The sequence below is a fragment of the Microbacterium nanhaiense genome, assembly GCF_014646015.1.
In the GTDB taxonomy this organism is placed as follows: domain Bacteria; phylum Actinomycetota; class Actinomycetes; order Actinomycetales; family Microbacteriaceae; genus Microbacterium; species Microbacterium nanhaiense.
In genome coordinates, this window is sequence record NZ_BMMQ01000004.1 from 64,322 (window position 1) to 77,806 (window position 13,485).

Here is a 13,485-nt window from a genome sequence, read left to right on the forward strand (position 1 = left end):
CACAGAACTCGGAGATGTCACGAGAATCGGAAGGATTCCGCGCATCGCTCCGAGTTTCGTGATTTCTCCGATATTCGTGACGCAACCACACCGGGAAGCACTCACATGACGTTCCTCACCCTCGTCCGCACCGAGCTCAAGCGCCTGACCGGCTCGCCGATGCAGATCCTCGCCCTCGTCGCGCTCATGCTCGTGCCCCTGCTCTACGCGGGGCTGTACCTGTGGGGCAATGACGACCCGTATGGCAACCTCGACAGCGTGCCCGCAGCGCTCGTCGTCGACGACGCCGGCGCCACGCAGGACGGCGAAGACGTCAACTACGGCGAGCAGGTGCGCGACGACCTGATCGACGACGGCACGCTCGACTGGCACGAGACCAGCCTGAAGGAGGCCGAATCGGGGCTCGCGGCGGGCGAATACGACTTCATCGTGCGCTTCGGGCCCGACTTCTCGTCCGCCCTCACCTCGATCGCCGACGACGACCCGACGAAGGCCGTCGTCGAGCTCACCACCAACGACGCCAACAGTTACCTCGCCGGGACGATCGCCGACACCGTCACCGACACGGTGCGCGACTCGCTCACGCAGGAGGTCGGCGAGACCGCGGCCATGACACTCCTCGACTCCGTCGCGACCATCCGCTCCGGCCTCGCCGACGCCGCCGACGGCGCGCAGCAGCTCGCCGATGGATCCGCGACCGCGAAGGACGGCGCCGACACGCTCGCGAGCGGTGCCGGCGAAGCCGCCAGCGGATCCGAGCAGCTGCTCACGGGGCTCAACACCCTGAACTCGTCGGTCGAGCCGCTGCCGGGAAAGGTGAGCGAGCTCGCCACCGGTGCCCGTCAGGTCGCCGACGGCAACCAGCAACTGAACGCCCAGGTCGCTCCGGCGGCCCAGCGCATCGCTGACGCCGTCGCGAAGCTCCCGAGCGACCAGGACGTGCGCGATCGCCTCGCAGAGATCGGCGTGCCCGAGGAACAGATCGAGCCCATCGTGCAGCTCATCGCGCCCGCGGGCAACGACATTCGTCAGGCGAACGACGACGTGCAGGCCGCGGCCGGCGCGGTCGCGCAGCTCGCCGACGGATCCCGTCAGGTCGCCGACGGCGCCCAGCAGCTCTCCGACAACATGCCCGCGCTCGCGAGCGGCGTGGCCTCCGCGGCGAGCGGGGCGTCGTCGCTGAACGACGGCGTCCACCAGCTCGCCGACGGATCCGCAGAGCTCGCGGACGGCCTCGGAGACCTGAAGGACGGATCCGCGGAGCTCGCGACCTCGCTCGCGAACGCCGTCCAGGAGATCCCCGACCAGTCGGAGAGCGAGCGGCAGACGGCCGCGAAGATGATGTCGGATCCGGTGTCGGTCGAGTCGGGCGCGACCTCCGCGGCCTCGTCTTACGGCGCGGGGATGGCGCCGTTCTTCATCAGTCTCGCGGCCTGGATCGGCATCTACGCGCTGTTCCTCATCGTCAAGCCGTACTCGCAGCGCGCCGTCACCGCGCTGCGGAGGCCGCTGCCGATCACGCTCGGTGCGTGGGCCACCCCCGCGGCGCTCGGCGTGCTGCAGATGGGCGCGGTGTTCCTCATCGTGGCGTTCGCGCTCGGATACCAGATCACGCACCCGGCGGGAATGATCGGGATGATGGCGCTCACCTCGGTGACCTTCGCCGCGATCATCCTGACGCTCAACGTGCTGCTCGGGAGCGTCGGGCAGTTCCTCGGGCTCGTGCTCATGGTGCTGCAACTCGTCTCGGCCGGCGGCACCTTCCCGTACCAGACGCTGCCGACGCCGCTCCGTACGCTTCACGAGGCTCTGCCGATGAGCTATGCCGTCGACGCGCTGCGCCAGCTCATGTACGGCGGCGACATGTCGCGGGTCTGGCACGACGTGCTCTTCCTCGGCTGTTGGCTCGTGATCGCCCTCGGCGTCGCTTACCTCGCGATCACGCGCATGACCAGGACCCGCACCATGCGCGACCTCCGCCCCTCCCTGCTCGGCTGAGAGGGCGTGTCCCACCTAGTGCGGGTATGGGGGCGGGATACGCGCATTAAGTGGGACATGCCCTGTGCCCGTGTCCCACTTAACGCGGGAATAGCACCGCCATTCCCGCACCAACTGGGACACGCCCCCGTACGCTCGAAGCATGTCTGACATCGACATCAACGCACTCGCCTTCAACGTCTCGATTCCCGAGCATCTGCGGTGGCGCGACGAGCGGCGCGGCGAGGAGTTCGAGCTGCAGTCCATCACGGTGCGCCTGCTCGCCGACGGATCCCTCGCGGCCAAGGCGTACGGCAGGCCCGTCGCGGGTGGGCGCGGCGCGTACGTCTCCTTCGCCGTGCGCCGCAGCGCCGAGATCGACGCGCTGATCACCGAGGCCGCGACCGAGGCCTCGCACCGCTGGGCGGCGCACGCGGGCCTCGGCTAGCCCTACGCTGTCCCCATGCAGAACCTCACGATCGCCGAGGCGCGGCGCGCGCGCTGGGCGAGCCAGTTGCTCGGCGGATCCGAGCTCACGCCCGCGCAGGTCGTCGACCGCGCCGTCGCGCTGCAGGGCCAGGATCTGCCCGCCGTGATGAGGGCGATCGCGATTCGCTCGGCGCCAGGCACCACGATCGACGACGTCAAGGCGGCCTTCGAGCGCGGCGAGATCGTGAGGTCCTGGCCCGCGCGCGGCACGCTGTTCGCGACGACGCCACGCCACCTGGCGAACCTCCTCTCGCTTACGGCCGAGCGGATCCACCGGTCGACGGCCACCCGCCGCGCCCAACTGGGGCTCGACGACGCCACGCTCGCGCGTGCGCTCGAGATCGCGCCGCGCGCCGCGACGCGCGCGGAGGTGCTCGCCGCGTGGACCGCGGCCGGGCTGGATCCGTCGGGCGGGCGCGGCTATCACCTCATCTTCCACCACGCGGTCGCGGGCGCGTGGCACTGGGGTGCCTTCCGCGGCGACGAGCAGCTGCTGACGGAGACCGTCGCGGCGGCGGCGGATCCGGATCCGCTGCCCGCGATCGTCCGCGGGCTGGTCGCCGCGCGGGGGCCCGTCACCGAGAACGACCTCGCGTGGTGGCTGAAGCTGCCGAAGACGGCGATCCGGCGCGCGCTCGATGGGCTCACCGAGGTGAGCGTCGAGGGCGAGCGCGCGTGGGTTGCGGGCGAGCTGGCGGATCCGGGCGACACCGGGGTGACGCTCCTGCCCGGCTTCGACGAGTGGATCCTCGGTTACGAGAAACGCGATTTCACGGCGTCGAGCGCGGTGCAGAAGGCGCTCGTCCCCGGCAACAACGGCGTGTTCCGCCCCGCCGTGCTCGTGGACGGGGTGACGGTGGGCACGTGGCAGCACCGCACGAGGAGCCGCCGCGAGGCGACGTTCGAGCTCGTCGAGAAGGTCACGGCGGCGACGAGGAAGCGCATCGAGCGCGCCGTCGGAGACTGGCCGCACGCCTGACGGGACTCGCTCAGGCGGTCGAGCCGCGCGCCTCGAGCCTGACCGGCACGACCTCGCGCACCGGATCCGTGCGGCCGTCGAGGCGCGAGAGCAGGAGCTCGGCGGCGCGGCGGCCCATCTGCTCGCCGTTCTGGTTGACGCTCGTGAGGGAGACGCCGGGCTGGCGTGCGAGGGGAACGTCGTCGTAACCGACGACCGCCACGTCGCGGGTGGTGAGCCCGAGGTGGTCGACGGCGCGGAGCATGCCGAACGCGAGCGCGTCGTTCGCGGCGAAGACGGCGGTCGGGCGCTCACCCCCGCGGAGCAGGTCGACGCCGACGGCGAAGGCGTCCTCCTCCCGCGGGCCGCTGCGGGACACGCGGGCCTCGAGCCCCGCGACGTCCATCGCGCGGAGGTATCCCGCGAGGCGCCGCGCGTGCGGGCTGCCGGAGGCGGGATCCGTGACCTGCTCGGAGCGGGTGAGGTGCGCGATGCGGCGGTGGCCGCGCTCGAAGAGGTGCGCCATCACCTGACGGGTGCCGTCGGCGTCATCGCCCGAGACGACGTCGAAGGCGTCGGAGGCCAGGTCGCGCCCGAGGATCACGAGCGGCATCGCCCGGGCGTACTCCTCGAGCCACGCCTGGTCGATGACGGGCGACACGGCGATCACGCCCGCGACGTTGTGGTCGGAGAGCGTTTCAAGCGAGCGCTGTCCCTCCCGCTCCGGCGACTGCGAGGGCGCAACCATCACCTGATAGCGCGAGTCGTCGACGACCGACATCACGGCGTCGAGAACGGGCGCGAAGAAGGGGTTTCCGAGGCTCGCGAGCTCGACGCCGATCGTCGAGCTGGATCCGCGCATCGCCCGGGCGGCGATGCTGGGCCGGTACCCGAGCTCTTCGATCGCGGCGTTGACGCGCTGGCGCATCTGCTCGCTCACACCGTAGGCGCCGCGAACGACCTTCGACACGGCGGCGGGCGAGACCCCGGACGCGCGGGCAACGTCGCGGAGGGTCACCCGCGAGCTCGGTGTGCTCATGCGCCCTCCCGTTCCTCGCTGAGACTCGTCCAGATTAGCCGAGCCGAATGTGTGTTACGTTCTACAACATCTCGTGTAGAACGCAACACACTTTCGTGTGGCGTTCTGCCTCATAAGCACTGTGCCTCAAAGGAGAGCCCGTGAGCGCTGTCTCAACGAAGAAGACCACCAACCCGTGGTGGGTTGCCGTGATCGCCGGAATGGCGTCGTTCCTCGACGCCGGAGCGATCGTCGCGACCGGAACCGCCCTCGTCCTCTACCAGGACGACTTCGCCCTCGCGGGCGCCGACATCTCGCGCCTCTCGGCGCTCCTCACGGTCATGATCGCGATCGGCGCGTTCGTCGGCGGACGCCTGGGCGACCGCTTCGGCCGCCGACGCGTGTTCACGGTGACGATGCTGCTCTACATCGTCGGCGCCGCGTTCCTCACGGTCGCGATCGACCCGTGGATGCTCTACGTGGGCCTCATCCTCGTGGGCCTCGCGGCGGGCGCCGATCTGCCCGTCTCGCTCGCGATGATCGCCGAAACGGCGCCCGCGGACCAGCGCGGCCGCATGGTCAGCTTCACCCACGTCCTGTGGGTCGCGGGCATCCTGGTGCCCACCTTCATGGGGATCTTCGTCGGCAACATGGGCTCCGCCGGTGCGCGCTGGCTCTACGGCGTGCTGCTCGTCGTCGCCGTCATCGTGCTGGTCCTGCGCACGCGCCTGCCCGAGTCGAGCGAGTGGCAGCACGCGCACGACGTCCGCACGGGTGCGATCGCCGCCGCCCCGAGCGAGCACACGCAGGAGGCCTCGATCCGCGACCTCTTCCGGAGCAAGTACCTCCTGCCCCTCATCGCGCTCGGCCTGTTCTTCGCGATCGGCAACATCACCGCCAACACGCTCGGCCAGTTCAACACGTACCTCTACGTCAACGTCGCGGGCTCGGACGTCAGCACGGCGTCGACGATCTCCCTCGCCTCGTACGCGTTCAACCTCGTCGCCATGTACTTCGTCGTGAAGTTCATCTCGACCCGCTATCGCATGCTCGTCTTCGGCGTGGGCGCGCTCATCACGATCTTCGCGTACGGCGTGCCCGCTGCCCTCGGCGTCTCGCTCGCCACAATGATCGCCCTGTCGTTCATGACGGCGCTCGGCGGCCCGATGGCCGGAGAACCGATCTTCAAGGTGTGGTCGCAGGAGCTGTTCCCGACGCTCTACCGCGGCACCGCGCAGGGCATCATGATCGCCTTCACCCGCCTCGTCGCCGCGGGCATGGCGCTCATCACGACGGGCCTCATCGACCTCGGCCCGCGCGTTCTGTTCATCATCCTCGTCGGCACCACGGTCGTCGCCGTCTCGATCGGCTTCTTCTGGATTCCCCGGCTGCCGAAGGCCGAGGGCCGCACGGGTCTGGAGCGCGAGAGCCGATGACGCCCGAGCGGATCCGCGAACTCTCGCGCGCCGCGGGCCCCGACATCCTCGCGGATGCGGCGCCCGCGGGCGGGACGCGCTGGCTCTACGCGCCCGGCGACTTCGCGAGCGCCGTGATCGCGCGCCTCGTGCGCGAGGGCTTCGCCGCGAACCGCAACGTGCACTACGCGACGAACTTCGCGGCTCCGCGTGCGCGCGTGCGCTTCTCGGCGGCGCTCGACGGCGGATCCGTCGAGATCGCCGCCCGCGGATCCGCAGCCATCGAGATCGACGGCGCCCCGCAGCCGGCCGCGGGGCGCATCAGCCCGCGCGCGGGCGCGCGCGAGATCGTCGTCACCGTCACCGCCGATCCGGGCGAGGCCGCGACTCTCGCGGTCATCGAGGGACCGGCCGCCTGGTTCGCCGACGGCGAGCCGGCGGACGTGCGGGACGGATCGGCCGACACCGCCCCGCACACCAGCGGCGAGCCGGTACAGCGCGTGTCACTGACGCACGACGGCGAGCTCTTCGACACCGGCGTGCCCGTGCTGGGCCGACCCGTGATCAACAGCGACGCGGAGCCCGTCGTGCGCACCGGCGAGTCCCGCGCGGAGGCCTTATCGGACGACGAGCACGAGTCGCGACACGACGTCGTCCGACGTCCCGACGGGCGCTGGACCACCGCACACCCCCTCGGCTTCCGCTACCTGCGCATCGACCACATGCCGCTCGAGGCATATGTCGAGGCGCAGGTGCGCCCCGCCCCGCGGCGCGGCGCCTTCGTCAGCTCGGACCCGCGCCTCGACCGCATCTGGGCTACGAGCGCCTACACGCTGCGAGCGAGTATGCAGCGCCTCACCCTCGACGGCATCAAGCGCGATCGCATGCCCTGGGTGGGCGATCAGGCCCTCGCGCTGCTCTCCAACGCCTACGCGTTCGGCGACGCAGGAATCCTCGTCGACGGGCTCGACGCGCTGGGTCGCCCCGGCGAGGGCTACGCCAACGGCATCAGCGACTACAGCCTGTGGTGGGTCGTCGCTGCGCGGCAGTTGCGCCGCTTCCACGGCGTCGATTCCCCGCGCCTGACCGCCACGGCAGAGGAGATCGTGCGCGGTCTCGCGGAGATATGCGACGACGACGGGGTGTTCCGCCCGCGTTCGTTCGAGAGCGACTTCGCGGACTCCTCGGCGGGCGCGATCTTTATCGACTGGGGCATGACGGTCGACGAGGGGCTGATGCCCACCGCCCTCCAGATGCTGTGGCACTGGGCGCTGCGCTCGGTCGCCGAGCTGACGGGAGAACCGCGCTGGGATGCGCTCGCCGACAGTATCCGCGCGACGCTCATCGCACGCGCCTGGGATCCGGCGCGCCGCCGCTGGAACAAGAACCTTGATGGCGGCGCCGTCGCCTGCTCGTACGCCGACGCCTTTGCGGTGCTCGGCGACATTGCCCGCGGAGACGACGCATACGCGAGCGGCTATGCGCTCGACGACGCCCGCCTCATGGGCACCCCGTTCATGGCCGGCTTCGGCCTGCTGGCCCTCGCCGCGACGGGCGGATCCGCCGACGTCGTCACCGGGGTGCGCGAACGCTGGCAGCCCATGCTCGACCTCGGCGCCGCCACCTTCTGGGAGGAGGGCGTCTCGGACGCCTCCCCCTGGGAGATGTACGGCCGCCCGTTCGGCAAGAGCCTGTGCCACGGCTGGGCCTCGGCGCCCGCGTTCCTCCTGCCGATGGCGATCCTCGGCGTCGAGCCGCTCACCGACGGCTGGCGCGAGGTGCGCGTGCGTCCGAGGCTCGGCGAGCTCGACTGGGCCGCCGCCGTGATCCCGACCCCGCTCGGCGACCTCACGATCGAAGCGAACGCCGACGGCGTGCGCATCGACGCGCCGGACGGGATGACGGTTCGTCGCTGAGCACGGCGGCGGCCCCTCCCGCGAGATCTCACCCTTTTGCCGAGGTCGCACCGAAATGGGTGCGATCTCGCGGCTCCGCGCGACCCGCGCGGCGACGCCCCGCGCGGGCGACGCCGCCGCCGTTACGCGTCGTGCGTCGCGTTCGAGGCCGCGATCTCGCGCATCGGAGGCGCGGGAGGCGGCGGGTTCTCGGATCCGCGAATCTGGCGGTGCAGGCGTTCCATCCGCTCGTCGAGATCGCTCGCGGTGCTCGCGGCGGCGCTCAGCTCGTCGACCAGTTCCTGCGGCACCTGCTTGTCGTACTTGTAGTAGATCTTGTGCTCGAGACTCGCCCAGAAATCCATCGCGATCGTGCGGAACTGCACCTCGACGGGCACGCGCACCTTGCCGCGCGGCAGGAACACCGGCACGGTGATGATCGCGTGCAGGCTCTTGTACCCGTTGCCCTTGGGCTGCGCGATGTAGTCCTTCACGGCGATGACCCCGATGTCGTCCTGCCCGATCAGCAGCTCGAAGAGCCGGTAGGCGTCGCTGACAAAGCTGCAGGTCACCCGCACGCCCGCGATGTCGGTGATCTCGCGGCGGATCGCATCGAACGACGGCTCCACGCCGCGGCGCTGGATCTTCTCGAGCAGCGAGTCCATGCTCTTCAGCCGGCTCGACAGGTGCTCGATCGGGTTGTGAGAGTGCTGGTGCTCGAAGTCGTCGCGCAGGATCTCGAGCTTCGTCTCGACCTCGCGCATACCGAAGCGATATTCGTTGAGGAACTGCTGCATCTCGTCGCGCAGGCCTCGCGCGAGCCGAATGATGCTGTCGTCGACGTGTACCTCGTGCATGCCATTGACCTTACGGGGTCTGCGAACGCCGGAGCTATGCAGGTGCTATGCGTCGGGTGAGGAGTCGGCGCGCGCGTACTGCCGCGAGATGACGCGGTACTGCGGGAGCAGGAGGGCGCCGAGGCCGAGGATCACGGTGACGAGCCCCGCGCCGACAAAGATCAGTGCAATACCGCGGGCGTCGCCCTCGCCGAGCAGCCAGGACCACTGCGCCTGCCCCTCCGGGGTGCGCAGGCGCGGGATCACCAGGAACTCAGCGATCGGGCCGATCGCGAGCGAGGTCACGGGTGCGGCGGCGGCCTCTATGGTCTTCGCGAAGCCGAACACCCGCCCCTGCTGGCGGTACGGCACGACCTTCTGGATCACGGTCTGCTCCGCCGCCTCGATCGCGGGGACGAGCGCCATGTACACCCAGATCCCGATGATGTAGAGCCACAACGACTCGCGCAGCGCGAAGACCATGCCGACGGCACCCGTCGCCGCCCCCAGCACGAGCATGGTGCGGGTCGGGTTCGCGCCGAGCCCCGTGCGCGAGACCACGATGCCGCCCACGATGAATCCCGTCGACGCGAAGGCGAAGGCGAACCCCCACTGCTGCACCGTCATGAGCTCGAGCCCGTACGGATCCATCAGCGCCATGAAGACCCCGCCGACGAAGTTGTTCAGCGTGGTGAAGATGACGAGGAAGAGCAGCCCCTCCGCTGCCCGCACCGCGCGCCACCCGCCGCGAATGTCGACCCACCCGGTCGGCGCCTCGCCGGATCCGACCACCTCGGGCTCGTCGATCCGCAGCGTCAGCAGGTGCGCGAAGGCGAGAGCCACGGCCGTCACGCCGATGACGAGGGTCCATCCCATCCCCAGGTACCCGACCGCGAGGCCCGAGAACACGCTCGTCACGAGCATCGAGACGCCATCGACAGCGCCCACCGCCCCGTTCGCGTTGGCGTGCTTCTCCTCGGGCACCAGCAGCGTCACGGCGGTCGACATCGCGATGCCGCGCAGCTGCTCGACGACGGCGCCCGCGAGCATGACGACGGCGAAGATCCAGAACCACGGCCGCGACAGGTCGGAGATCGCGTCCTCCCCCATCGCGAAGAAGAACAGCGCATCGGCGATGAAGACGGCAAGCGCGATGCCCGTGCCCCACACCATGACGGGCTTTTTCCGGAAGCGGTCGATGAGGGTCCCGAAGAACATGCTCGACAGCGCGATGAAGATCATCAGCGCGGCACCGATGAGCGCCGTGGAGAGCACGTTGCGGGTCTCGAGGTAGATCCAGAACGTGAGCCCGAACCACATGAACATCGTCGAGATGTTCGCGACGGCCGTGTTGGCCAGGAGCGCGGCGAAGGTGCGCATGAGGTGAGCGTAACCGGCGCCGACCCCGCTGCCAACAAGTATTCTGACGCCATGGCGCAGCTTCCGCCCCGCGAGGTGCAGGGCATCCCGCTCATCGATGAGCGCAATTCCCCCGCGTCCGATCGAACGCCGCCCGTCGTGCGCACGACCCGCGGATCCGTCCGCGGTTTCTGGCGCGGATCCTGCGCGACCTTCACCGGGACCCCATATGCCGCCCCGCCCGTCGGCGCGCTCGCGTTCCGCGCCCCGCGGCCGCACGAGCGATGGGATGGCGTGCGCGACGCCGTGCACCAGGGCGCGACGCCGCAGCGCGGCCGCACAGGGGTTACGCTGATCCCCGAGCCGAGCGTCCCCGGCGACTCGCCCCTGAACGTGAACGTCTTCACGCCGTCGCCGGATCCGGCCGCGAAACTGCCCGTGCTCGTCTACATCCACGGCGGTGCGTACGCCGCCGGGTCCATCGCGAGCCCCTGGTACGACGGTGCCTCCTTCGCGCGCGACGGCGTCGTCACCGTGACGCTCTCGTACCGCCTCGCGTTCCCGGGTTTCGGGTGGGTGCCCGGATCCGAGCAGAACCGCGGCGTGCGCGACTGGATCGCTGCCCTCGAGTGGGTGCGCGAGAACATCGCCGCCTTCGGTGGGGATCCGGATCGCGTCACGATCGCCGGGCAGTCGGCCGGCGGCGGCGCGGTGCTCACGCTGCTCGGGATCCCGGAGACGCACGATCTCTTCCACGCCGCGTGGTGCATGTCGCCGACGCTGTCGCTCGTCGACCGGCACGCGGCGCTCGCCCTCTCGGAGGCGCTCGCGGCCGCCCTCGGCGTGGAGAACACCGCCGAGGGGCTCGGATCCGTTCCGCCGCGGGAGCTCGGCCGCGCGCAGAAGCCGCTCGTGGCGGGGTCGCGGAGCCTCGCGGGGATCCGCCAGTCCGTCGCGGGCGGCCTGCGCATCGGCCCGACGATCGACGGCGAGCTGATCGACCGCCCGACGATCTCGGCGATCCGCGCCGGATCCGGATCCGCGATCCCGCTCGTGATCGGATCCACCGACGACGAGTTCACGATGGTCCTCGATCCGTACGCCCGCCTTCTCCGCTGGGTGCCCGCGAGCCTCGCGCTGGCGCTGATCGGCTTCCGCGGCGAACGGGCACACGCCTGGCGCGCCGGGTACCCGCGCACGGGCGGCGCGGCGCGGCTCCTCGGTCAGTACGCGACCGACATGGGATTCCGCCGCCACGTGCGCCGCGTCGGCGACGCGCGCCGCGCCGCGAACACCTGGGGATACCGCTTCGCGTGGCCATCGCCCGTCAGCGGGTGGGCGCTGCACTGCCTCGATGTTCCCTTCTTCTTTGACGTGCTGCGCGCGCCCGGTGTGGCGCGGGTGGCGGGCGAGGATCCCCCGCAGGAGCTGGCCGACGAGATCCATGGATCCGCCGTCGAATTCATCACGACCCACGCGCTCCGGCGCGCAACGTGGCCCGCCGCGGCCGTGTTCGACACCCCGCCGACGAGCCTCGACGACGCCTACGCCGACGCGCGGACCCTCGGTTAGGGGTGCCGTGCCGGCAACGCGAGACGCCCGTCCGCGCGCGGAAAGATCGGCTCTGACTCAACGCCACGCGCGTTCGAGTCCTGCATCGGTCGCAAATCCCCCTTGCGGGGGAAGCGACGTCGACGAGCCGATTCCTACATTGGAGGCATGAAGGACGCCAGGATCTCTACCCATGAGGTGCCTCTGTCAGAGCGCGGGCGTCGCTCTGGTGTATGGACCGTCTTGGCTGCTGTCTCGCTCGTTCTTCCTGCAGGAGCAGTTGCGATAACCGGCCTCTCCTGGCTGGGCCGACTTCCGGCTCAACTCGCCTTCCACTGGAGCGCATCGGGACGGCCCGACGGATTCTTTGCCACGGAGCCCCTGTTCTGGGTCGCATTCGGCGCCTCTTCGCTTTTTTCGTGCATAGGCCTTGCCGTGCTTCTGATCCCGAGTCGTGATCACGAGGACACCGTGAAGTCAGTGACCGTTGTCGGCACCGTGTCAGCTTTTGTCGCATCTGCATGGATCGTTCCCGCCGCAGCGACCTACACGTCTCACTCTGCAGACCAAGCGGCCCTCGGCGGTTGGCTCTTTCTCTTCGTTGCTGCGCTTGCGTACGGGGTCATTCCGCGTCTGCTCACATCTCGCCGCTCACGAGTTTCCGGCTAGTCCCCACTACGAGACGATCACGCAGTCCGTCGGTTGCACCCAAGGGGCCGGCCGAACTCATTCAGCACGCCCTGACGTCAGCCTCCGTTCCGGTCGCAGAAACTGCTCCTCACTCTCCGAGAAAGAGCAATTTTTGCGACCGCAACGCCCGCACCCGGCGAGCGCAGCGACGCCGCCGCACCACCCGGATCCATTCCGGTCGCAAAATCTGCTCCTCGCCCCGCAAGAAGCAGCACATTCTGTCACCGGAACCCCGGCCACCCGGCGAGCGAAGCGATGCCGCCTCCGCCCGGCCGCTGGCTCGGGCCTGGCGGGCGGGATCCGCACCGCGGATACCGCGGGATCGCGGCCGAGCGGAGGCGGCATCGCGCAGCGGACCCCGAGAAAGCAGCGGACCCCGAAAACAGCAAGCCTGCGAAAGCAGCAGGCCCCCTACCGAATCACCACCGCATGCGGGATGCGCTGCTGCATGACCTCGACCGCTCGGGGGTTGCCATCGACGAGCACGGCCTGGCGACCCAGCCGTGAAGCGACGGCGCCTGTGGTTCCGGATCCGGCGAAGAAGTCGAGCACGCGGTCGCCGGGGCGCGTGGAGGCCTTGATCATGCGCTCGAGGATGCCCTCGGGCTTCTGGGTGGGGTACCCGGTGCGCTCGGCTCCGCTCGTGGGGACGATGGTGTGCCACCACACGTCGGTCGGGAGTTTGCCGCGCGCGGCCTTCTCGCTGTTGACGAGCCCGGGCGCCATGTAGGGCTCGCGGTCGACGGCTTCGGAGTCGAAGAAGTATGCGGCGGGGTTCTTCACGTACACGAGGATGGTGTCGTGCTTCGTGGGCCAGCGGGAGCGGCTCTTCGCGCCGTAGTCGTAGGCCCAGATGATCTCGTTGAGGAAGTTGTCGCGGCCGAAGACGGCGTCGAGCATGACCTTGGCGTAGTGCGCCTCGCGGTAGTCGAGGTGCAGGTAGAGCGTGCCGTCGTCGGCGAGCAGGCGCCATGCCTCGGCGAGGCGGGGCTCCATGAACTCCCAGTAGTTGTCGAAGCGGTCGTCGAAGGTGGTGAGGGTCTGGCGGATCCGCTCGTACTTGCGGCCATGGAAGCCCGCCCAGACGGGGTTCTCTGTCGCGTGGAGGAATTCCTCGTCGAAGAGGGCATCGCCCGTCGGCTCGGCGAGCTTGTCGACGTGCACGGCGTCGGGCGCGTGCGTGACGCGCTGCGTCGTGTGCTGGCGCTTGCGTCCGGTGTTGAAGGGCGGATCCAGGTAGATCATTGTGAAGGCGCCGTCGGGCATCTCGCTGATGACCTCGAGGTTGTCGCCGTGG

10 protein-coding genes are annotated in these 13,485 nt (G+C 69.9%); 6 read left to right on the forward strand and 4 right to left on the reverse strand.

Features of this window, described 5'->3' with window-relative positions; genetic code table 11:
• Positions 1 to 105: 105 nt before the first annotated feature.
• From IEX05_RS07950 to IEX05_RS07960, 3 genes are all read left to right on the forward strand, one after another.
• On the forward strand, positions 106 to 1,998 hold the full coding sequence (locus IEX05_RS07950) for a YhgE/Pip domain-containing protein (protein ID WP_188700855.1): 1,893 nt from the start codon (positions 106 to 108) through the stop codon (positions 1,996 to 1,998).
• A gap of 142 nt (positions 1,999 to 2,140) precedes the next feature.
• Positions 2,141 to 2,425 (forward strand): hypothetical protein, encoded by a 285-nt coding sequence (locus IEX05_RS07955; protein ID WP_188700856.1) that lies wholly within the window; start codon positions 2,141 to 2,143, stop codon positions 2,423 to 2,425.
• Between the two features lie 15 nt (positions 2,426 to 2,440).
• Positions 2,441 to 3,445, forward strand: a complete 1,005-nt coding sequence (locus IEX05_RS07960) for a DNA glycosylase AlkZ-like family protein (RefSeq protein ID WP_188700857.1) — start codon at positions 2,441 to 2,443, stop codon at positions 3,443 to 3,445.
• 10 nt (positions 3,446 to 3,455) lie between these two features.
• On the opposite strand, the gene IEX05_RS07965 is transcribed toward IEX05_RS07960, so the two are convergent.
• Complete coding sequence (locus tag IEX05_RS07965) at positions 3,456 to 4,463, reverse strand: LacI family DNA-binding transcriptional regulator (RefSeq protein ID WP_188700858.1); 1,008 nt, start codon at positions 4,461 to 4,463, stop codon at positions 3,456 to 3,458.
• A 140-nt stretch (positions 4,464 to 4,603) separates the two neighbouring features.
• Between IEX05_RS07965 and IEX05_RS07970 the strand changes: the two genes are divergently transcribed.
• On the forward strand, positions 4,604 to 5,878 hold the full coding sequence (locus IEX05_RS07970) for an MFS transporter (RefSeq protein WP_188700859.1): 1,275 nt from the start codon (positions 4,604 to 4,606) through the stop codon (positions 5,876 to 5,878).
• Positions 5,875 to 7,773, forward strand: coding sequence for an alpha-L-rhamnosidase-related protein (locus IEX05_RS07975; protein WP_188700860.1), 1,899 nt, complete (start codon positions 5,875 to 5,877; stop codon positions 7,771 to 7,773). The genes IEX05_RS07970 and IEX05_RS07975 overlap by 4 nt, the downstream gene beginning before the upstream one ends.
• A 122-nt stretch (positions 7,774 to 7,895) precedes the next feature.
• Here the strand turns inward: IEX05_RS07975 and IEX05_RS07980 are convergent, their stop codons facing one another.
• Positions 7,896 to 8,609: a GTP pyrophosphokinase gene (locus IEX05_RS07980; protein ID WP_188700861.1), complete on the reverse strand. Its 714-nt coding sequence runs from the start codon at positions 8,607 to 8,609 to the stop codon at positions 7,896 to 7,898.
• Positions 8,610 to 8,654: 45 nt separating this feature from the next.
• Positions 8,655 to 9,968: an MFS transporter gene (locus IEX05_RS07985; protein WP_188700862.1), complete on the reverse strand. Its 1,314-nt coding sequence runs from the start codon at positions 9,966 to 9,968 to the stop codon at positions 8,655 to 8,657.
• Positions 9,969 to 9,971: 3 nt separating this feature from the next.
• Between IEX05_RS07985 and IEX05_RS07990 the strand changes: the two genes are divergently transcribed.
• Positions 9,972 to 11,519: a carboxylesterase/lipase family protein gene (locus tag IEX05_RS07990; RefSeq protein ID WP_229661196.1), complete on the forward strand. Its 1,548-nt coding sequence runs from the start codon at positions 9,972 to 9,974 to the stop codon at positions 11,517 to 11,519.
• Positions 11,520 to 12,599: 1,080 nt separating this feature from the next.
• Here IEX05_RS07990 and IEX05_RS07995 read toward each other — a convergent pair.
• Complete coding sequence (locus IEX05_RS07995; protein ID WP_188701016.1) at positions 12,600 to 13,454, reverse strand: DNA-methyltransferase; 855 nt, start codon at positions 13,452 to 13,454, stop codon at positions 12,600 to 12,602.
• Positions 13,455 to 13,485: the final 31 nt, after the last annotated feature.

Excerpts from the sequence above, each read along its gene's own strand:
- IEX05_RS07960 (WP_188700857.1), top strand. The coding sequence starts at position 2,441 with ATGCAGAACCTCACGATCGCCGAGGCGCGGCGCGCGCGCTGGGCGAGC.
- IEX05_RS07995 (WP_188701016.1), bottom strand. The coding sequence starts at position 13,454 with ATGCCCGACGGCGCCTTCACAATGATCTACCTGGATCCGCCCTTCAAC.
- IEX05_RS07965 (WP_188700858.1), bottom strand. The coding sequence starts at position 4,463 with ATGAGCACACCGAGCTCGCGGGTGACCCTCCGCGACGTTGCCCGCGCG.
- IEX05_RS07950 (WP_188700855.1), top strand. The coding sequence starts at position 106 with ATGACGTTCCTCACCCTCGTCCGCACCGAGCTCAAGCGCCTGACCGGC.
- IEX05_RS07985 (WP_188700862.1), bottom strand. The coding sequence starts at position 9,968 with ATGCGCACCTTCGCCGCGCTCCTGGCCAACACGGCCGTCGCGAACATC.
- IEX05_RS07980 (WP_188700861.1), bottom strand. The coding sequence starts at position 8,609 with ATGCACGAGGTACACGTCGACGACAGCATCATTCGGCTCGCGCGAGGC.
- IEX05_RS07955 (WP_188700856.1), top strand. The coding sequence starts at position 2,141 with ATGTCTGACATCGACATCAACGCACTCGCCTTCAACGTCTCGATTCCC.
- IEX05_RS07975 (WP_188700860.1), top strand. The coding sequence starts at position 5,875 with ATGACGCCCGAGCGGATCCGCGAACTCTCGCGCGCCGCGGGCCCCGAC.